Source organism: Lentzea sp. NPDC004782 (assembly GCF_040609115.1).
GTDB lineage: Bacteria > Actinomycetota > Actinomycetes > Mycobacteriales > Pseudonocardiaceae > Lentzea.
Genome location: NZ_JBEXJN010000050.1, coordinates 25,938 through 45,123 on the forward strand (window position 1 = coordinate 25,938; position 19,186 = coordinate 45,123).

At 69.9% G+C, this 19,186-nt stretch carries 15 protein-coding genes; 2 read left to right on the forward strand and 13 right to left on the reverse strand.

The annotated features are described in order from the left end of the window. Window positions 1-7 precede the first annotated feature (7 nt). The 7 genes from ABZV40_RS35185 to ABZV40_RS35215 are packed head-to-tail and all read right to left on the reverse strand — an operon-like array spanning window position 8 to window position 7,071. Entirely contained in the window at window positions 8-1,165 is a 1,158-nt protein-coding gene (locus tag ABZV40_RS35185) for an MFS transporter (RefSeq protein ID WP_355451696.1), read from the reverse strand. A gap of 21 nt (window positions 1,166-1,186) precedes the next feature. Continuing rightward, entirely contained in the window at window positions 1,187-1,702 is a 516-nt protein-coding gene (locus ABZV40_RS35190) for a cupin domain-containing protein (protein WP_355451699.1), read from the reverse strand. Continuing rightward, window positions 1,699-2,922 (reverse strand): styrene monooxygenase/indole monooxygenase family protein, encoded by a 1,224-nt coding sequence (locus tag ABZV40_RS35195; protein WP_355451701.1) that lies wholly within the window; start codon window positions 2,920-2,922, stop codon window positions 1,699-1,701. The genes ABZV40_RS35190 and ABZV40_RS35195 overlap by 4 nt, the downstream gene beginning before the upstream one ends. Continuing rightward, the gene (locus tag ABZV40_RS35200; RefSeq protein WP_355451704.1) at window positions 2,919-4,052 is read right to left on the reverse strand and encodes an LLM class flavin-dependent oxidoreductase; all 1,134 of its coding nucleotides are present in this window, start codon (window positions 4,050-4,052) and stop codon (window positions 2,919-2,921) included. The genes ABZV40_RS35195 and ABZV40_RS35200 overlap by 4 nt, the downstream gene beginning before the upstream one ends. Beyond that, on the reverse strand, window positions 4,049-5,275 hold the full coding sequence (locus ABZV40_RS35205; protein ID WP_355451706.1) for a styrene monooxygenase/indole monooxygenase family protein: 1,227 nt from the start codon (window positions 5,273-5,275) through the stop codon (window positions 4,049-4,051). The genes ABZV40_RS35200 and ABZV40_RS35205 overlap by 4 nt, the downstream gene beginning before the upstream one ends. Next, on the reverse strand, window positions 5,275-6,081 hold the full coding sequence (locus tag ABZV40_RS35210; protein ID WP_355451709.1) for a TauD/TfdA family dioxygenase: 807 nt from the start codon (window positions 6,079-6,081) through the stop codon (window positions 5,275-5,277). The genes ABZV40_RS35205 and ABZV40_RS35210 overlap by 1 nt, the downstream gene beginning before the upstream one ends. Before the next feature lie 15 nt (window positions 6,082-6,096). Next, window positions 6,097-7,071 (reverse strand): isocyanide synthase family protein, encoded by a 975-nt coding sequence (locus tag ABZV40_RS35215; protein ID WP_355451711.1) that lies wholly within the window; start codon window positions 7,069-7,071, stop codon window positions 6,097-6,099. Window positions 7,072-7,259: 188 nt separating this feature from the next. On the opposite strand from ABZV40_RS35215, the gene ABZV40_RS35220 reads away from it, so the two are divergent. After that, window positions 7,260-8,174 carry a LysR family transcriptional regulator gene (locus ABZV40_RS35220; protein WP_355451713.1) on the forward strand — a complete coding sequence of 305 codons (915 nt, stop codon included), beginning with the start codon at window positions 7,260-7,262 and terminating at the stop codon, window positions 8,172-8,174. Window positions 8,175-8,184: 10 nt separating this feature from the next. Here ABZV40_RS35220 and ABZV40_RS35225 read toward each other — a convergent pair whose 3' ends face one another. The 5 genes from ABZV40_RS35225 to ABZV40_RS35245 all read right to left on the reverse strand — a co-directional run bounded on the left by ABZV40_RS35225 (window position 8,185) and on the right by ABZV40_RS35245 (window position 15,797). Then, window positions 8,185-8,655, reverse strand: coding sequence for an SUKH-3 domain-containing protein (locus ABZV40_RS35225; RefSeq protein ID WP_355451716.1), 471 nt, complete (start codon window positions 8,653-8,655; stop codon window positions 8,185-8,187). Window positions 8,656-8,668: 13 nt separating this feature from the next. Beyond that, complete coding sequence (locus ABZV40_RS35230; RefSeq protein ID WP_355451719.1) at window positions 8,669-13,141, reverse strand: DUF6531 domain-containing protein; 4,473 nt, start codon at window positions 13,139-13,141, stop codon at window positions 8,669-8,671. Beyond that, a complete protein-coding gene (locus ABZV40_RS35235; RefSeq protein WP_355451722.1) occupies window positions 13,138-13,461 on the reverse strand; it encodes a hypothetical protein in 324 nt (107 codons plus the stop codon). Before ABZV40_RS35235 ends, ABZV40_RS35230 begins: the two co-directional genes overlap by 4 nt. A gap of 5 nt (window positions 13,462-13,466) precedes the next feature. After that, entirely contained in the window at window positions 13,467-13,937 is a 471-nt protein-coding gene (locus tag ABZV40_RS35240) for a YbaB/EbfC family nucleoid-associated protein (protein WP_355451724.1), read from the reverse strand. Window positions 13,938-14,156: 219 nt separating this feature from the next. Beyond that, window positions 14,157-15,797 carry a ricin-type beta-trefoil lectin domain protein gene (locus tag ABZV40_RS35245; RefSeq protein ID WP_355451727.1) on the reverse strand — a complete coding sequence of 547 codons (1,641 nt, stop codon included), beginning with the start codon at window positions 15,795-15,797 and terminating at the stop codon, window positions 14,157-14,159. Between the two features lie 415 nt (window positions 15,798-16,212). Here ABZV40_RS35245 and ABZV40_RS35250 point away from each other — a divergent pair, with 415 nt between their 5' ends. After that, the gene (locus tag ABZV40_RS35250) at window positions 16,213-16,959 is read left to right on the forward strand and encodes a DUF998 domain-containing protein (RefSeq protein WP_355451730.1); all 747 of its coding nucleotides are present in this window, start codon (window positions 16,213-16,215) and stop codon (window positions 16,957-16,959) included. A 292-nt stretch (window positions 16,960-17,251) separates the two neighbouring features. Here ABZV40_RS35250 and ABZV40_RS35255 read toward each other — a convergent pair whose 3' ends face one another. Beyond that, a complete protein-coding gene (locus ABZV40_RS35255; RefSeq protein WP_355451733.1) occupies window positions 17,252-19,042 on the reverse strand; it encodes an ABC transporter ATP-binding protein in 1,791 nt (596 codons plus the stop codon). Between the last annotated feature and the right edge of the window lie 144 nt (window positions 19,043-19,186).

The window sequence follows — 19,186 nt, forward strand, 5'->3', positions numbered from 1 at the left end:
AACAGTTCTATGCGGCTGAGACCTTCTCAGCAGCGGCGGTGCGGTCGCGATACCAGGCGAAGAGGCTCACCAGGATGCCCGCGACGGTGACGCCGGCGCCGACGAGGTAGATCGGCTTCAGGCCCGGACCGTCGATCACCCGGCCGCCCAGCCAGCCGGCGAACGCCGCGGCGAGCTGGTAGGCCGACGCGTTCACCGCGATGGCCAGCGTCGGCGCGGCGGTGGCGGTGCTCATCACGCGTGCCTGCATGCCGGGCACGACGGAGAACCCGAGCGCGCCCACCACGAACACCATCACGCCGGTGGCGACGATGCTGCCGCTGACCGCCCACATGACCACCAGAGCGGCCGCGAGCGCCGACAGCAGACCGATCTGCGAGGGCATCAACGCCCGGTCGGCCAGCCAGCCGCCGGCGAAGTTGCCGACCGCCGCGCCCACGCCGTACACCAGCAGCATGGTCGCGACCGTGCCCGCCGCGTATCCGGTGACGTCGGTCAGCAGCGGCGCGACATAGGTGAACACCATCAGCAGCCCGGCGTTGCCCACCGCGGTGACCAGGATCGCGAGCTGCACGTTGTGGGCGCGGAACACCTTGAGCTCGGCCACCGCGGAACCACCGGCGTTCGCCACCGCGGGCACCAGCCGCCAGGTGAGGACGAGGCCCAGCGCGCAGACGATCGCGATGGCCAGGAACGTCGTTCGCCAGCCGTACTGGTTGCCGATGAAGGTGCCGAGCGGCGCGCCCAGCACCATCGCGATGTTCATGCCGAACACCAGCTTGGACACCGTCGAGGCCTGCTTGCCCTCCGGCGCGGTCGACACCGCCGTCACGATGGCGTTGGCGAAGAACGTCGACGTCACCAGTGCGGTGATGACCCGGGCCGCGAACAGCATCCCGTACATCGGCGCGAACGCCGACGCGAGGTTGCCGACCACCGTGATCACCATCAGTGTCAGCATCAGCGGCTTGCGCGGGTAGCGGGCGGTCAGCGCGGTCAGCAGCGGGCCACCCACGATCATGCCGATCGCGTACGCGGTGACCAGCAGGCCGGCCGCGGGGATCGACACCTGCAGATCGGTGGCGACGTCCGGCAGGATGCCGGCGATCACGAACTCACCGGTCGTGATGCCGAACACGCACACCATCAGGGAAATCAGGCTCATCGGCATATCAGTCTTCTTTGTTCAGAGGGTTGGTGCTGGGCCGGCGAATCCGTACCCGTAGGTCTCACCGAGCTTCACGATGTGGTCGAGCCCGTACGGGAACTCCTCGGTCGGCAACGTCAGTGCCTTGGCGTGCGGGATCTCCGCGTCGAGGAAGAGGTCGAACTGCGGCCGCTCCCCCTCGCGCGGCGTCGAGTGGATCGTGAGGAACTTGATGTCCGAGGTGGCGACGAACCCGTGCGGGATGGTCCGCGGGATGATCATCGTGTCGCCGGCTTCCGCGATCTGCTCCTTGCCGTCGCAGACCATCTTCAGCGTGCCGTCGAGCACGATGAAGACCTCGTCCTCGAAGTGGTGCACGTGCTGCGGGGTCGTGTAGCCCCGCAGCCCGGTGTGCTGCACCACGGTGAAGCTGTTGCGCGTCGCCTCACCCGGAACGCGCACCTGGGCGAGGCCGCCCATCAGCCACACCGCGGTCTGCTCGCGCTCGGGGATGAACCGCCCCTTGTCGTCGAGCTCCACGTTCAGGTCGGTCATCGGGTTCCTCCGGGGAATCCGGCGAGGAAGCCGTCCACGCCCGCCGGACTGGACAGGGTCTGCCACATGGCGACCGGATCGTTGAAGTTGCTCACGAACGCGTCCGCGACCCGCCGGTCCCGCGCCGCGGCCTGGAACAGGCCCACCACGTGCGGAGGTGGTGGCGCGAGGAACGCCGTGCTCCACTCGACCACCGGCTTCGCGTGCTCCCACAACGAGTCGGAGGCCTTGCGGCAGAACGACTCGTCGAACGGCCCGGTCTGCGCGCTGATGAGGTCCGCGAGCGCGAACGCGCTGTGGGAGCCGAGGTTGGCGCCCTGCGCGGTGAGCGGGTCGTTCGTGATCCACGCGTCGCCGATCGCGAGCGCGCACCGCCCGTTCGGCAGCGTCGCCCAGCCCTTGCGCACGATCGGGGTCACACCACCCTGCAGCACCTCACGCGGGCCGATGGTGGCGAACTCGCCGGTGTCGACGCGTTCGCGCAGCTCGGGCATGAACTGCTCCAGCAGGGTGAGCACCTCGCGGTAGAACTTCGCCGGGTCGGCGTCGGCGTCGAGGTGGCTCACGGACTCCAGCGGACCACCCGGCACCGCCTCGAACGCGAGCACGTTCGCCCGGCCCTTCGGCGAGAGGAACGGGATCTGGAAGATCTCGCCCACGCCCGGGATCAGCCGCAGGTCCAGCTGGTTCGGGCTCTTCTCGACGATGCCGCGGTAGATGCCGGTCGTGATGATCCTCTGTGGACCGCCGAACGGCGAGAGTTCCGGCACTCGCGGGAACAGGTCCCGCATCGAGCGGTCCCCGTTCGCCACCACGACGAGGTCGTGCTCGCGCGCCACCGCGCCGAGATCCGGAGCACCGATCACGACCTCACCGCCGCGGCTCGTGAAAGCCTCGAACAGGTGCGGCAGGTAGAGCCGGAAGTCCACGACGCTGGACGGCGGGGTGAGCGTCGCCTCGAACTCCAGCGGCGGGCCCTCGGGCGCGGACACGGCGACCGACCAGGCGAGCACGCGTGCCTCGTCCGGCCAGTCGAACACGCCGAGCGCCTTCTCGCGGTCCTGGGTCGCGCCGAACCGCGCCGGGAAGTTCTTGGGAGAGCCCGACCTCAGCCCGTCCGCGTCCTGCGTCGAGTGAACGGTGACCGGGATGCCGAGCTGCTGCAACCGCAAGGCGAGCTGCAACCCGGAGATCCCGGCGCCGATGATCCCGATGCTCATGCGCTCACCGTCGCCGTCGTGCGCAGGTGCGTGCCGAGCCACGCCACCGTCTCGACGGTGTAGTTCGCGGCGTCCGGCGAGGCCAGCGCGGACATCGGGATCAGCATCGGGTGCCGCATCCCGGCGTCGATCAGGTCACCGATCCGGTTCAGCACGGTCTCGCGGCTGCCCACGATCGCCTGTGCCGCGACGACCTCGTCCGGGATGTCGCGCATCGCCCGCTCGAACTCCGCACGGGTCAGCTTGTGCGGCAGCAGTTCCTTCAGACCCCGGTAGTCCGGCCCGAACGGGTGCTCGTAGCCGAGTTTGCGCCACGAGGCCGCGCTCGCGTGCAGCGCCATGTACCGGATCAGCTTGGTCTGCAACAGCTTGTGCGCCTCGGCGTCGGTGTCCGCCACGACGATCGGCACACCTCCGGCCGCGACGATCGCGTCGGGGTCACGGCCCGCCGCCTCGGCCGCGTCCCGCACGACACCCCATCGGCGCCCGTACTCGGCAGGCTCGACGAGCTCGGACGGCACCCACCCGTCGGCGTACCGGCCGGTGAGCTTGAGCATCCGCGGGCCGTTCGCGCCGACCCACACCTCGGGTGTGCGGCCTTCCGGTGCCCGCAGGCCCATGAGCGCCTGGTCGAGCGTGAAGTGCTTGCCCTTGAAGTCGTGCGGGCCGACCCCCTCGAAGAACATCCGCAGGATCTGCAGCGTTTCCTCGGTCCGTTCGACCTGCCGGTCGTGCGGCAGCCCGTACGGCACCAGGTTCTCGAACGCGCCGGCGCCGATGCCGAGCACCGGCGCGCGTTCGGTGAACTGCGCCAGCGTCAGCGCCGTCTGGGCGAGCACCGCCGGATGCCGGCGACCGGGGTCGGTGACGGCGACGATCAGCTGCATCGGGCCCGCGTGCGGGGCGAAGTTGCCCAGCACGGTGGCGAAGTCGAGGCACTGGTCGGGTTCCGGCATCGCTTCGGCCAGATGCGTGAACTCGGCGTCCCACGCCTGCCGCGGGAACACGTTGATCAGGTGGTCGAACACCAGGAACGCGTCGAGCCCCTGCCCGCGCGCGAAGTCCAGCAGGCCGCGCCCGGCCTCCACCGAGCCGACGGCGTCCCAGACCAGGCCGATCTTGACACTCATGACGCACTCCTCGCTGCCGCCAGGAACTCGGTCGTGGCCTCGGGCGTGCGGATGCTCTGCCACATCGCCTTCGGCCGGTCCAGGTTCGCCACGAACGCGTCCGCGACCCGCTGGTCGCTCGACGCGGCGCCGAGCAGTTCCAGCACCTGCGCGGGCGGTTCGCCCAGGAACGTGTTCGTCCAGTCGACGACCGGCTGCGCGGTCTGCCACAACGTGTCCGCCACCATCCGGCAGAACGCCCCGTCGTACGGTCCGTTGTGGACGGACAGCAGGTGGGCGACCTGGAACGCCTGCTGCGAGCCGAGGTTCGCCCCCTGCGCGGTCAGCGGGTCGTTCACGATCCACGCGTCACCCACCGCGACGGCGAACCGGCCGTCGGCGACCTCGGCCACGCTGTGGCGCACGGTCGGGACCAGCGCGCCCTGCAGCTTGTCGACCGGCCTCGCCAGCCCGAACTCGCGTTCGTCGATGCGTTCCCGCAACGACGGCGCGTGGTGCGTGATCAGGTCCAGCACCTGCTTGGCCAGCAGCTCGGGCGCGTCGCGGTAGTCGCCGAGGACGACCTCCTCGAACGGCCCGCCGGGTACCGCCTCGATCAGGATCGCGGTGAGCGGCCCGCCGAAGGAGTGGTACATCGGCGCGTGGACCTCACCGGCTCCCGGCACCATGTTCATGGTCATGCCGGCGGGCTCGGGCGGGCGCACCCCGGTGAACAGGCCACCGAGCAGCCGCCGTTGCGCTGTCTCGTACGGGGATCGCGCCGGGTCGCGCGGGAAGACGTCCCCGAGCGCACCGCGGCCGGCCGCGACGACCAGCAAATCGTGCCGCTGCGCCAGTTTCGCGAGCTCGCCGCGCGTCAACGGCCGGTGCCGCTCGACCTGGCCACCGCGCCGGACGTACTCCTCCAGCAGGTGCGCGAGGTACATCCGGAAGTCCACGGAGCTGGCCGGTTGCGGCAGTTTTCCGCTGAACCCGAGGTCCGCACCCTCCAGCCGCATGTGCATCCACGGGTTGTCGAACTCGCTCGACGCCCACTTCGAGATGCCGAGCACGGCCTCCCGTTCCCGCGTGGAGGCGAACCGCGTCACGAAGTTCAGCGGTGGCCCGGCACGCAGGTCGTCCGGGTCCTGCGGGGAGTGCAGGACGGCGTCGACGCCGATCTGCTGCAGGCGGAGTGCGAGGTGGAGGCCGGAGATCCCGGCCCCCACGATGCCGATGCTCATCAAATGACCTCGACCCGCTGCAGGTGCCGGTTGGTCGGGCCGGAGAAGGCGTTGCGGCCGTGGATCAACGAGAAGTTGTCCGCCAGCAGGATGTCGCCCGCCTGCCACTCGTGGTCGTAGCAGTACTCACGGCGGTGCACCGTGCTCGCCAACGACTTCAGGAACTCCTCCTGGTCGTCGACACCGTCGACGCTGACGAACACCGGGTTCTTGTAGACCTCCGGGTCGAGCGGCTCGGCGAACCGCAGCACCGGCAGACCCGTGGCGGGGTGCTGCGAGATCAGCTTCTCGGTGACCTCACCGCCGTAGTGGGCGAGCTTCTCGGTCGAATAGGTCATGCGGATCTTCGACCACAGCTCGCGCGTCTCGGGGTCGGCGTCCCGGTAGACCGCGGTGGTGTCCGAGAACACCGTTTCGCCGCCCGCGCCGGGAGTGGCGTCGAGGCATTGGAAGAAGAACCACCGCGGATTGTCCTCGACGAACGCCCCGTCCCAGTGGAACGGCACGTCGCCGCTCGCGAACAGGTAGTTCTTCGGGTCGTCCTCGACCACCAGGTCGACCACCTCACCGGGCGGCCATTCGAGGACCTCGCCCCATTGGCGGCACCAGTCCGCGAACTGCTGTTTCTCCATGAGCTGGAATCCGCGCAGCACCAGCACGCGCGACTCGATCGTCCACGCGGCGAGCGTGTCGACCGGAATGTCCGAGATGTTCTGGCCGCCGATCGGCGCCTCGACGATCCTGCCGAACGGCCGCAGCGGGGTGTGGACCAGGGAGTCGACCGAAATCGACGTGGACGCAGTCATGCCGTGACCGCCTTTCTAGGAATTGATGCCGAGATGGGGAGCGACGAAATGGCTCGGCCGGCCGTCCCTCCAGACGACCGTGGCCTGGACCTCCTCCGCCTGCCATCGTTTGACCAGCGAAAGGTTCTGCCCGTCGTCCAGCACCACGCCGTGCCACGGCGTGAGCCAGTTGTCACCCGTTCGCAGCAGCTGCAGCCCGAACTTCTCGGAGTGCGGTGGCTGCGGGTGGATGGACAGCCGCATCGCGTCCGGAAAACGTTCCGCGACCACGCGGCTCCACGCATTGCTGCGCAGAATGGTCAGGTAGGCGCTCTCCTTGGACTCCTTGCGGAGCTGGGACTTCGACGCCTCGTGGCCGCGCGCGCCGACCAGGTCCTCGAACATGAACCGGTGGATGCCGTTGAACAGCGATCGGGCCGCCGGGTCGTCCTTGATCTTCGCCTTGAGGTCGTCCAGCGTGGCCGAGTAGTTGCGGTCGAGCACGTCACGCAGAATCGGGTAGTCGAGGCTGCCGAACGCGTCGTCCAGGCCCCACATCTCGAGCGACGTCCAGTTCGCCGTCTCGATCATGTTCGTCAGGCTTTCCCGGTACGCGGTGACCGCCGCGTCGCTGACGCCCACGACGTCGCCGAACACGTGGCCGTCCGAGCAGATCGTGATGCGGGCACCAGGGGAGTAGAAGTGCCCGATGTAGTCGCACAACGACTGCAGGAAATGAAGAGCCAAGCGCTCACCCAGATCCGGCAACGCACCCAGGACCTTGTCCCGGTTGGGCGACTTGGCCGGAAAGGCCGGGATCACGAAATGGATTTGCTCGCCGTTGCGGACGAACGCGTCGATCTTCGACCTGCGCGCCTCGAAACACGCGATGCAGTCCTTGTCGTCGAAGTCGCCCGAGTCGTCCAGGCGGCGATAGCGGTAGAGGATTGCTAATACTTTCTGGGACACCTCAGCGGCCGAGGTCAAAACCTCGGCAGTACTGCCGCTCACACGAGCCCCCCGCGATGGCATGGAATTGTCTGATATCACCCAGTCGGCCGCACGCCTCCCCAGAGACATGTCGACCGAGAACTGGCCCCCAGGTTGCCAGCGATCACTCCCCGCAGGCAACCGCATACCGATAGCGACTTCACGTAGAATGATAATGTGGCGATTATCGATCTAGCTCGGGATATGCGATGACCAGCGCAGACGACCCGACTGCGCACCAGTTGCGGCTGCTGCTGGTGCTGGCCGAGGAGCTGCACTTCGGCAGGGCCGCCAGTCGTCTGTACCTGACCCAGCCCGCACTCAGCCAGCAGATCAGATCTCTCGAACAACGCCTCGGTGTCGAGCTGTTCACCCGCACCAGCAGGCGAGTGGAGCTCACCAAGCAGGGCCAGTCCCTGCTCCCCTACGCCAAAGCCGTCGTCGACGCGAGCGACGCCCTGCGCGGTGCCGTCCGCCGCGCCATCCCGACCAAGCTGCGCCTGGGCGTCTGCGAGAGCTTCGGCGCGCTCGCCCCGACCCGCCAGGTGATCGCCCAGACGTCCGAGCGCCACCCCGAGCTCGGCCCGGACGTGCACGTGGCCGACGACTTCACCGAGCAGCTCGCGATGCTGACCGACGGCGTGATCGACGCGGCGTTCGTCTACCTGCCGGTCCCCGAGGGTCTGACCGCGTCCGTGCTCAGAACCGAGCCGCGCGTGGTGTGCATGGCGGTGTCGGATCCGCTCGCCCAGCGCCGGTCGGTGTCGCTCGCCGACCTCGCCGACCGGCCGATGGTGAACCTCGGCTCGAGCACGTTCCACGTGGGCCGCGACTACTGGGCGCACGACCCCAGGCCCGACGGCTCCAGGGTCCGCTACACCGACCACCAGGTGACCCGCTTCGAGTCGCTGCTGTCGGCGGTGTCGCTGGGCCGCGCGATCGCGTTCGTGCCCGCCGCGGCCATGACCCTCTACCCGCGCCCGGACCTGCGTTACCTGCCGGTGGACGACCTGCCCGGCTGTGCCTTCGGGGTCGTGTGGCACTCGAACGACCACGACAAGCCCAAGATCGCCGTGCTGGAGGACATCGCGCGTCGCGTCCGCAGGGCAGCCGCGGCCTCGTGACCGATCCGCCTCACCAGCGGGGCCAGTGCGTGTTCCGGATGACGCGAGGCTCTCCGGCACCGAGCAGCATGGCTTCGAAAGCGGCGTTGACGGTGTCACCGATGTCGAGCATCTCGACGTCGTCGTACGACGCGACCTTGCCGTGCTCCCCCACGAAGACGCAGCTGGCGGAGATCCACTCCGCCAGCGGGTAGAACCGCTGGTGGAACAGCCCTTCCAGCTCCTGTGCGATGTCGACCGCCCCGGCGCCCGCCAGCTCGGGGTCGAAGGACAGATCGGCCCGGTACTTCGCCTGAGGCGCCGGATGCACGCTCAGGTCCCCCAGGGTCTCCAGCAGCTCCCGCGCCACGTCGGACAGGTGGTAGCCCTCGCTGCCGAGCACCTCGTGCCACGGTTCGATGTCGACGCGGCGACCCCGTGTCCAGCCGCTGGCCTCCAGGACCGCGACCAGCTCAGGGGAGAAGCTGTCGACGACCGACATGAGAGGCCACCTTTCACCAGGAGATCCCGAGTGCTCGCAACAAGGGCTGACAATAGTCGGGACACGGCGTCATCCACGTGCCGTGCTTGGTGGTCGGGCTGTTGATCGGTTTCACGTGGACTGCCCTGGACTCACCACCGTGCATCGCCGCCGGGCCTTCCTCGGCGATCGCCTTGGAGATGGCGTTGACCTCGGCGCACGAGCCGTGCCTGCCGCCGACCGGCGCGATCTTCTCCATCTCGGCCCGCAGCTCGTCGGGAATCGGCACGCCCTCGCTGCTGTGCGCGTAGTACTTCTTGCCCGACGGTGAGGTGTACTCGGCGGCGACGCGGGGTGTCGCGGCCTGGTTCTCGCCGCGCAGGGTGTCGGCGTACTGCCCCAGCGGGCACTTCGTGAGTCCGAGCGGGTCGGTCCACGCCGTCGGGTTGGGCACGTACGCGCTGGGGTTCGGGCCGCCTTCCAGCCCCAGCGGGTCGTTGCTCTGGTACCGGCCGGTCTCCGGGTCGTAGTACCGGTGGTAGTTGTAGTTGAGCCTGCTCTCCGGGTCGTGGTACTGGCCGGGGAAGCGCAACGGGCAGCTGACCTCCGCCGCCGCGCCGGTGCGCACGCCCCACAACGACTCCTCGGCCCGCCACGCCACCGAGCCCGCGGCGTCGACCAGCTCCGTGGCAGTGCCGACCAGGTCCGTGACGATGGCGTAGAAGCGCGCGTCGACCCCGGCGCGGTCGAGCTGGCTCACCGGGCGGAAGGTGCCCGGTTCGTACTCCCACGTCGTGGCGCCACCGCGGCCGGACTGTTCGACGAGCGTCCAGTCGTCCCAGTGGAAGACGGTCTCCTCGGCCACGGTCACGCCGTCCGCGGCGAGCCGCCGCTTCGCGAACCGGCGGCCGAGCGCGTCGTACAGGTAGCGCCAGCGGGTGCCGTCCGGGGTGATGACGGCGATCAGCCGGTCGTCGGCGTTCCAGGTGTAGTGCCAGACATCGGCCTTGCGGGACAGGCGGGTCTGCCTGCGCATCACCACGCGGCCCTGCCGGTCGTGCCGGTAGTGCACGGCGCCGGCGCGCCGCAGGAGGGTGCCCTCGTACACGCGCGGCCCGGCCGCCGACTCGCCGGAAGCGCTGGGCCAGGCGGCGTTGACGACGTTGCCCGCGCGGTCGTACTGGTACCGCTCGGTTTCCGGGCCACCGCGCACCCCGGTCACCCGGCCGCTGGGGTCGAGGTCGAAGTCGCGCGGGCCGGCGAACTGGTCGACGACGCCTTCCAGGTAGCCGTCCGACCGGTAGCGGTAGGACCGGCGCAGCAGCAGACCACCGCGGCCCTGACCCGACACCGCCTGCGTGCGCAGCCGGTGGTTGCCGTCCCACGTCTGCACCAGCGTGGCCGCCCCGAGGTCGCGCTCCACCTCGCGGCCGGCGACGTCGTGGCGGAACCGCACGGTGCGACCGGCGGTGTGCAGCGCCACCGGACGGTTGCCGGCGTCGTACTCCCACACGCTGTCCACTCCGGACGGTGTGGTGCGGGCGACGCGCCGGCCGAGGACGTCGTAGCGGGACGCCACGGTCATGCCGTTCGTCGTCTCCTCGACCACCCGGCCGAGGACATCGCGCACGAAGACGGTGTCCGCGTCCGGGTTCGTGGCGCGCAGCAGCCGGCCGAGCGGGTCGAACGCGAACGTGGTCCGGGCGCCGTCCGCGATCTCCTCGACGACGTTGCCCATCGGGTCGTGCCGGTACCGCGAGGTCTCCCCTGCACCGTTCGTGCGCGCAACGATCTGACCCGCGGCGTCGCGCTCGTAGGTCTGCACGCGGCCGTCGAAGTCGGTCTCGCGCACCAGCCTGCCGCACGCGTCGTACTCGTAGCGCCACACGAGGCCCTGCGGGTTCGTGACCGACGTGGGGCGCAGCTCGGTGTTGTAGCCGAGCTCGGTGCGGGCGCCGTCCGGTCCGACCTCCACCACCGGCAGGTCGAAGCAGCCGAACTCGGTCGTGCTGTCGCGGCCCCGCGCGTCGGTGCGGCGGACCGTGTTGCCCTCGCCGTCGTAGTGCCAGCGCTCGGTCGAGCCGTCGGGCAGCGTGCGCGACAACGGCTTGCCTTCGACCGTCCAGGAGAGCCGGGTGACGCCGCCCGCGGGGTCGGTGATCACCGAGACGCGGCCCAGGGCGTCGCGCTCGTACGTGGTGGTCGCGCCGGTGGGGTCGGTGGCCGCGATCAGCAGGCCCGCCGCGTCGTACCGCAGGGTGCTGGTCTGGCCGAGCGCGTCGGTGATCGTCGCGAGGTTGCCGCGGTGGTCGAACGTGTAGCTCGTGCGCGCACCGGTGGGATCGGTCACCGATGTGCGGTTGCCCCGGTCGTCGTACTCCTGCGTCCAGACCGCGCCGTCCGGTTCCACCACGGTCGTGGCCAGACCGAGCTCGTTGTGCTCGGTCCGCAGCGTGTTGCCGTCCGCGCGGACGAACGTGGACAGGTTGCCGTCCGCGTCGTACTCGCACCGCACGGTGCGGCCGAGCGCGTCGGTGCGGGAACGCAGCCGGTGGTGGGCGTCCCACTCCGACGTCACCGCGTTGCCGAGCGGATCGACCTCGCGGATCACCTGGAGCCGCTCGTTGAGGTGGTACGTCGTGGTGTGCCCGAGCGAGTTGGTCGACTTCGTGACGAGGTTCGCGCGGTCGTACTCGAAGGTGTAGCTGAGGAAGCCGTCCTTGCCGTCGCCGCGGACACATCGGCCCTCGGCGTCGTAGGTGAAGCGGTACCAGACGCCGTTGCGGTCCTCCCAGCCGACGACGCGCCCGTCCACGTCGTAGTCGTACCGCAGCGGCAGTCCCGAGGAGTTGACCACCTCGGTCAGGTTGCCGTCGTGGTAGCGGTAGCCGATCAACGGCACGTCGGGACCGTCCGCGCGGCGCAGGCCGATGCCGGTGATCAACCCGTCCGCGGTGTCGACGCGGAGGTGGTGGCCGCCGGAGTGCCGGATGCCGGTGATCGTGCCGGTCGCGTCGTAGTCGACGTCGATCCGGTTGCCGTTGCGGTCGGTGATCGCGGTGATCGGCAGACGACCGGTTCCCGCGCCGGCGAAGTGCAGTGTCGTGCCGCGCTTGTGGTCGGTCACGGTGTAGCCGTCCGCGGCGCGGGCCAGCCGCAGCGGCGCGCCCTCGACCGGCAGCACGAACCCCGAGTCGCCGGGCACCGGGAACTTCAGCAGCATCCCGTCCGCGGCCGCGAAGTGCACCGCGTCCGGCTCGACCTCGACCTTCTGGTCCAATGTGGACGCCCACGACCGGCCGAACCAGCGGCCGACCCGGTGCGAGGACCGGTGCGTGCGGACGACGACCAGCGGCAGCGCGCCGGGCAGGTCCACGTCCGTGCTGGTCGTCAGCATCACGCCGGTCGACACGTCGACGGGGTCGCCGACCGCCGGAGTGCCTTCGGCCGGCTTGGAGTTGGCGCTGGGGTTCTCGTTGTGGGAGCCGATGGAACCGTCGGCGCCGGACGTCCTGGTGCCGCCCTCGCCGGTGGTGCTGTGCGGCTCCCCGCCGTGCGGTGCGGAGCCGTCGCCGGACGTGGTGGTCGTGCCGGTCTCGTGCGGGGTGCTCTCGTGCGGCGGGGTGCTCGTGCCGTGCGGCTCGCCCGCGCTCGACACGTGCGTCTCTCCGCCACCGCCCGCGTGCGGTTCGGCCGACGAGACGTGCGTACCGCCGCCCTCGCCGTGCGGCACGTGCGGCTCGCCGCCGCCGTGCCCGTGCAGGGCGTTCATGACCTTCTGGACGCCCTGCCAGATCTCCTCCAGCTTGCTCATCAACGGCCGCAGCTTCTCGACCGAGTTGATCAGCTTCTTGATCGTGGCGCCGATCTTCTCCGTCCACTGCGCGACCTGCTCGACGACCTGCGCGACGACGACCGGGGTGCCGAGGCCGAGGGAGAAGACCTCTTCGAGCGCGTCCTGGACGAAGTCGCCGATCGCCTGGGTGACCATGTCGCGGACCAGGCCGCGCACCGCACCGGTGATCACGCCGACCACCTGGACGACCGTGCTGATGGTGTTCGCGCAGGTGGCCGCGGTGGACAGTCCGCCGACCTTGCCCTCGACGTGCCGCCGGTAGGCGTCCGCGGCGGGACCCGCCCAGTTCGCGGTGTCCCTGCTCGCCGCGTCGGTGAGGTTCTTGGCGGCCTCGCCGACGGCCTTGCCGATGTTGGCCCAGGTCTGCGAGTAGGCGGCGATCTGGTCGGCGTCGCCCGCGAGGTGGTCCAGGGCGTCCTTGAGCGGCTTGACGTGCTCGATCAGGAAGTTCAGGCCGTAGGAGATCAGCGTGCCGACCGGGTTCATCGCCACGGTCAGCAGGTCCATGCCGGCGCCGAGCGCGGAGATGCCACCCTCGACCCAGCTGCCCGACTCGACCGCGTCGTACACCCCGGCGGCGTCGTCGATCAGGTTGATGCCGCTGTGCCAGGTCGTCGAGTCGTGCTTGGCCGCCACCAAGGGGGTGGTCACGTCAGTCTCCCGTGGATCTCGGTGAAGCTGCGGGCGGTGCCCTGCTCGATCGACTGGTAGTGGTCGGCGGTCGCCTTGACCTCGCCGGCCATGGCGCCGACGGCCTCCTGCGCGACCTTCAACGTCAGCAGGCCGGGCGCGCTGACCGCCATCACGATCGGTACGAACAACGGCCCGCAGATCAACCCGTACGCCTGCACGCCCATCGTCACGGACTGGGCGGCCTCCAGGGCCTGACCGATCGTCTCCGCCACCCGCCGCACCGACGCCACGTGGTCGTGCAGCTCGGTGGTCACCACCTGGTACCCGCCGTCGGCCATCGCGGTCAGGCCTCGCTCATGACGGACTCACCGCCGAAGTCGTCGTCATCGCGCGGTTGCGCCGGCCGCGCGGGCGGGGGCGTGTCGTCCGGCTCCGGGTCGGGGAACCTCGCCCGGTAGTTGCCGACGATCGTCTGCTGCGTCCCGCTGTCGGCGTCGCCGATCGTCGCCGCCATCACCTCGGCGAGCTTCTCCGGCAGTTTCGCCTGCGCGCGGCGCATCGTGAGCAGCACCTCCGCAGCCACCTCGGCACCCGAGAGCTCCCGCACCCGGTCGGTGATCCGCAGGTCGGTGACGTTCCCGCCGGCGTCGATCGTGACGGTGACCAGGCCGTCCGCCGACGACTCCACCACCGAGACCTGTCCCGCCTGTGCGCGGAGCTCCTGGTACCGCTCGGCCTTCGCCTTCGCCTGCGCGACCCACTGGTCGATCCCGGCGGTCGAGCTCAGGCTCCCGTTCGGTGTCGGGCCGCTCATCGTCAACGCCTCTCCCCAGCCTGGACGGTTCGACGAAGGCTGCCAGGAGGCCGTTCCGGGGATGCGGAAAACGGTGGCGGCACCATACGAACGGCCGATGACAAACGGCGCAAACGGGATGCGGCACCGCGGGACGACCGTCCGATCACCCCGGCCCGGTCGAGAACGCGCAGCCGTCGGGCGCGCCCAGCTCGGCGGCGATGGCGGCTGGACAGTGGCTCACGACATGCGCAGGGTCCATTGCTGGTTCGTCTGGCGGTTGCAGGTCCACAGGATCAGCTTGGTGCCGTTCGCGGTCCCTTGGCCGTTCGCGTCCAGGCAGAGGTTCGACGGCACGTTCGTGATCGTGCCGTCCGCGTTCACGTTCCACTGCTGGCTCGCCTGGCCGTTGCAGTCCCAGATGACGGCGGCTGTTCCGTTGGTGGTGCCCCGGTTGGACGCGTCGAGGCACTTGCCTCCGACGCCGGTCAGCCGCCTGTCCGCGGTGCGGGTCCAGGACTGGTTCGCCTGGCCGTTGCAGTCCCAGAGCTGCACCTGGGTGCCGTTGGCGGTGTTGCTGTTCGGCACGTCGAGGCAGCGTCCGGACTGGGTGCCCACGATCTGCCCGCCCGCCGGGGTGCCGTCGGTGCCGGTGATCGTGAGCAGGACGGCCTCTCCCGCCGGCACCGAGGTGGTGTAGCCGGAGGTGAAGCTGCCGCGGTCGGTCGCGGCCCACACGTCGCGCACGGCGGCCGGACCGGTCAGGCCCGCGGACGACCAGCGGACCGTCATCGACGCGGCCGAGCCGGTGCGGTTCAGGAGCACCACGGCCCTGCGGCCGTTGCCGGACAACACCTTCTGGTAAACCTGCAGACCCGGCGAGTCCTCGGCGACCTTGGTGCCCTGGCGCCCGAGCGGGTCCTGGTCGACCGCGATCATCTCCCGGTTGGTCAGCACGGCGCGGGTGGCTGCGGTCATGTCGCTGAGCTTGTTGCCGGCCAGCAGTGGCGCGCCCGAGATCGCCCACAGGCTCAGATGCGTGCGGTTCTGCGCGTCGGAGAAGCCGGGCAGACCGGCCACGAGCATGTCGGGGTCGTTGTAGTGGCCGGGGCTCTGGGCACTCGGGTGCTGCGCGGAGTCGAAGTTCGCGAGCACCCGTGACATCGCCGGCCGCTCGCCCCAGTAGATGATGTCGCCGCTGGTCCGCCACAGGTTCGAGATGCCGGGCGCCCAGTTCCACGGCTGCGCGCCGCCCCACTCGCAGACCGAGAACACCATCGGCCGCCCGGTCTGCGCGGTGGCACGGGCGATGGCGTCGCTGATCGCCGTGTAGGTGCCGGCGGCGTTGAGCCCTTCTTTCGAGCCGCCGCACCAGTCGACCTTCACGTAGTCGAAGCCCCAGCGGGAGAACTGGAGGAAGTCCTGGTCGTAGTGCCCTTCGCTGCCGGTGCCGGGATAGGCGGGGTGACCGGTCGGGTAGTAGTAGCCGCAGCCGTTGCGGCCGGCGTCGGTGTAGATGCCCGCCTTCAAACCCCTGCTGTGGATGTAGTCGACGACGGCGGACATCCCGCCAGGCCACTGCGCGGTGTCGACGGTGATGCCGCCCGCCGAGTCACGGGTGCCCTTCCACCATCCCTCGTCGATGTTGACGTACTCGTAGCCGGCGTCCTTCATGCCGGAGGCCACGAGGGCGTCGGTCTGCTGCCGGATGACGGACTGGTCGATCGCTCCGGCGAAACCGTTCCACGAGTTCCACCCCATCGGTGGCGTCGTGATCGGTGCCGCACCGGAAGCGGCCAGGGACGTGTGCGGTGCCGCCACGCCGACGCCGGTCATCAGGAGGATCGCGCACGCGAGTGAGCGCAGTCGCCTTGTCCACATGGCAAACCCCATCAACGTCGATGGCTGGAGCGGACCTTGCTGCGGCGGATGTGAACGCTAACACGAGCGTGCTTTGGAACACAACGGTCGAAACTGATCGATTCAGGTGACAGTTGTTAGCGCACACAGGGAAGGTCGACCCGTGCGCTGACACTGAGCACAGCCAGATGGCGGACGGTTCCGGCCAGGAGGCGGAGGGTGTTTCGACGGCCGTCGCGATGTAGTGGTCGAGGCGGTTGCGCGCACTTCGCACGTGGTGGGCGCTGAGCCACGCCTCCAGGTTCGGCACCCACCCCACGCGCCGTGCCGGGTTTGTCCGGCTGCAAGCGACGCGATCGGCGGACGCCCACCAGACCGCCCACAATGAGGTTCGAGCCCGGACACAGCACAACAGGAGGCTGAGGGAGGCACGGCGATGAAAAGACCTTCCAGGCGCCGCGTCCTTCGCGGGCTCGACCAGCCGGGCGTGTGGCTGATCGTGGCCGCGCTGCTGTACTCGTCCTGGCTCCTCGAACTGGCGCTGCCGACCGGTCTGTCCGTCGTGGACAGTTATGTGAGCGAGCTGCTCGCCGACGACCAGCCGTACCGGTGGGTGTTCCGCGCCACCGACGTCCTGGGCGCCTGCTGTCTGCTGCTCGCCGCACGACGGATGCGCGGGCGTCTGATCGTCGCGTCCGTGCTCGTCTTCGCGGCCGCGACCCTCGCCGACACCGTGCTGTCACTGGATTGCGCGGCGAGCGTCGACGCGCTGTGCCGCTACCGCGAGGCCACCGGATCGGTGTCGCTCGGGCACCGCCTGCATCAGGTCACCAGCGTGCTGACGTTCGGCAGCGCCCTGGCAGCCGCCGCGGGTCTCGAACGGAGGACCCGCCGGTGGCACGCCAGGGTGGTGGTCACGTTGCTGGCCACGACCGGCGTGCTGTCCGCGGTCCTGGCGAACCAGCCGGGAGCCGGTCTGGTGCAACGTGTCCAGCTGCTGACCGTCGCGGCGGGACTGCTGCTCGGAGCGCTGACGTCCTTCCGGTGTCCTTTGTGGAACCCGGTTGACCGGCGGGGTCCGTCCCGGCCAGGCAGCTGGGACACCAGGCGGCTGTTGGCGGCACTTGTGTCATGGCGTTCCGGGAAGACGCCGCAGCGAAACGGGTTTCGCCCTCTCCGGTGAAGATCTCCGTTGCCGTGCAGGAAGTTCTCCGGACGACCGCGGTCCCCGGACCCGCGCGGCAGTGCCCGCGTCAGTGCTGACCTGACCGCCGCGGCGGACACCGCAGAAGACGGATCGGCCGATCGTCCACCGCCGTTCCCGGACAGTCGGCCACTTCGTGCTGTCGTCCCAGATGTCCGTGCCCGCGGGAACCGAGGCCCAGTCCGCCTGGACGCCGGGCTGCGGGAACGAGCCGGATGATCGCGGAAAGGCTCGGAGTGCGCCGGACAGGCGCACTCCGAGCAGCCCCTGCTCATCCGGCTTGTTCGCCGGTGAGCAGCTGAGTGGCGGCGAACTCCGCGTACAACGGATCACTGAGGACGAGCTCGTCATGAGTGCCCTTAGCCCGCACGGTCCCGTTGTCCAGCACCACGATCCGGTCCGCCTGCGTCACCGTCGACAGCCGATGCGCCACCACGAGCACCGTCATCGTCTTCGCCGCCGTCGTGACCACGTCCCTGATCGCCATCTCGTTCGCGGCGTCCAGCTGCGAAGTGATCTCGTCCAGCAGCAACAACCGCGGACGGCTGATCAGCGCACGCGCGAGCGCGACCCGTTGCCGCTCACCACCGGACAGGAAGGTGCCGCGGTGCCCGACCGGGGTGTCCAGGCCGTCGGGCAGCCGCTCGACGAGCTGGTCCAGCCGGGTCTGAGCCACCACGTCCCGGATCTCGTCCTCGGTCGCCTCCGGGCGGCCGTAGACCAGGTTCTCGCGCAAGGACCCGGACAACAGCGGCGCGTCCTGTTCGACGTAGCCGATGCCCGCGCGCAGGCTCGCCAGCTCCCACTCCGCCAGGTCACGGCCGTCCAGCCGGATGTGGCCGGAATCCGGTTCGTAGAACCTCTCGATCAGCGCGAACAGCGTGGACTTCCCCGCACCCGAGGGACCGACGAAGGCGGTCATGCCGAGCGCGGGAACGTCGACGCTGACGCCGCGCAGCACCTCCGGCAGGTCGGGGCCGTACCGGAACCGGACGTCGGAGAAGACCAGGCGCGCCCCGCCCTGCCCCGCTGTCCCGGTGCTGCCGGTGCTGACGGGTTCAGCCGGCATCTGGTCGACCTCGCCCAGCCTGCGCACCGCGGCGAGTCCGATCTGCAGCCTGCTGCCGGCGTGCAGCAACTGCCCGATCGGCTCGTGCAGGTAGAACAGGAACAACAGGAAAGCCACCAAAGTGGACAGTGAGATCGCTCCGGTCGCGACCCGCGCGCCACCGATGCCGAGCACGGCGAGGAACGACGCCTGCACCGCGAGACCGGTGGAGCCGTGCACGAGTGATTCCCACCAGGCCGAACGGACACCGGCACGCCACGCGTTCTCGGCACCGCGCTCGATGGCGGCGATCTCCCTGGCCTCCGCGCCGGCCGCCTTCACCGTGCGGAAGGCGCCGAGCACCCGCTCCAGCCGCGCGCCCGTGTCACCGACGGCGCTCTGGGCGGCGTGAGACGCCTTCTCGATCATCGGCATGCCGGCCGATGCGAGCAGGCCCACCACCAGCAGCACGGCCAGGGTGACGCCCAGCAGGACGAGGTCCATCACGCCCATCATGACGACCATCACCACGGTCGTCACCGATCCGGTGACCAGGGCGACGAGCGCGTGCGTGCAGACCTCGCGCAGCAACGTCGTGTCACCGGTGAACCGGGACAGCAGGTCTCCCGGCTCGGCGCGTTGCACCGCGGGCACGCGCAACGACAGCAGCCGCCCGGCCAGCCGTTTCCTGGCGACCAGCACGACCGACTCGGCGGCGCGTTCCAGCAGGTAGTCACCCACCATCGCGATCGCGGCGCCGGCCAGCGCCAGGCCGACCAGCAGCGCCAGCAGACCGGTGATCCCGTCACCCGAGCCCAGCCGGTCCACCAGCGCCTTGGCCGCCAGCGGCTGGGCGGCGGCGGCAAGACCGCTCAACAGGAAGAGTGCGCCTCCACAAAGGATGGTGAGTCTCTGGGGCCTGGCGTACCCCAGGAGCGTTCGCCAGGTTGCGCGGTCGATCGGGGTGCGCACGGTGAAACAACTCCGTCTTCTCCGGTCGTGGCTGACAGTCACGGCCCGAGCGGACGCGGGCCGGTCCCACGATCATCGGCCGCGCGGCACGTCCTGCGGCACCGGTGGACGAGCTGGAGCTTCCAGCCAGGTGGCCTGATGACACCCCACCACCTGGGGGAGGCCGAAACGCCGCGAACGTACCGA

Coding starts and splice junctions, on each gene's coding strand:
- ABZV40_RS35225 (WP_355451716.1), bottom strand. CDS start 8,655: ATGTCGGTCGTCGACAGCTTCTCCCCTGAGCTGGTCGCGGTCCTGGAG.
- ABZV40_RS35235 (WP_355451722.1), bottom strand. CDS start 13,461: ATGGCCGACGGCGGGTACCAGGTGGTGACCACCGAGCTGCACGACCAC.
- ABZV40_RS35240 (WP_355451724.1), bottom strand. CDS start 13,937: ATGAGCGGCCCGACACCGAACGGGAGCCTGAGCTCGACCGCCGGGATC.
- ABZV40_RS35200 (WP_355451704.1), bottom strand. CDS start 4,052: ATGAGTGTCAAGATCGGCCTGGTCTGGGACGCCGTCGGCTCGGTGGAG.
- ABZV40_RS35190 (WP_355451699.1), bottom strand. CDS start 1,702: ATGACCGACCTGAACGTGGAGCTCGACGACAAGGGGCGGTTCATCCCC.
- ABZV40_RS35210 (WP_355451709.1), bottom strand. CDS start 6,081: ATGACTGCGTCCACGTCGATTTCGGTCGACTCCCTGGTCCACACCCCG.
- ABZV40_RS35205 (WP_355451706.1), bottom strand. CDS start 5,275: ATGAGCATCGGCATCGTGGGGGCCGGGATCTCCGGCCTCCACCTCGCA.
- ABZV40_RS35195 (WP_355451701.1), bottom strand. CDS start 2,922: ATGAGCATCGGGATCATCGGCGCCGGGATCTCCGGGTTGCAGCTCGCC.
- ABZV40_RS35245 (WP_355451727.1), bottom strand. CDS start 15,797: ATGTGGACAAGGCGACTGCGCTCACTCGCGTGCGCGATCCTCCTGATG.
- ABZV40_RS35250 (WP_355451730.1), top strand. CDS start 16,213: ATGAAAAGACCTTCCAGGCGCCGCGTCCTTCGCGGGCTCGACCAGCCG.
- ABZV40_RS35220 (WP_355451713.1), top strand. CDS start 7,260: ATGACCAGCGCAGACGACCCGACTGCGCACCAGTTGCGGCTGCTGCTG.
- ABZV40_RS35185 (WP_355451696.1), bottom strand. CDS start 1,165: ATGAGCCTGATTTCCCTGATGGTGTGCGTGTTCGGCATCACGACCGGT.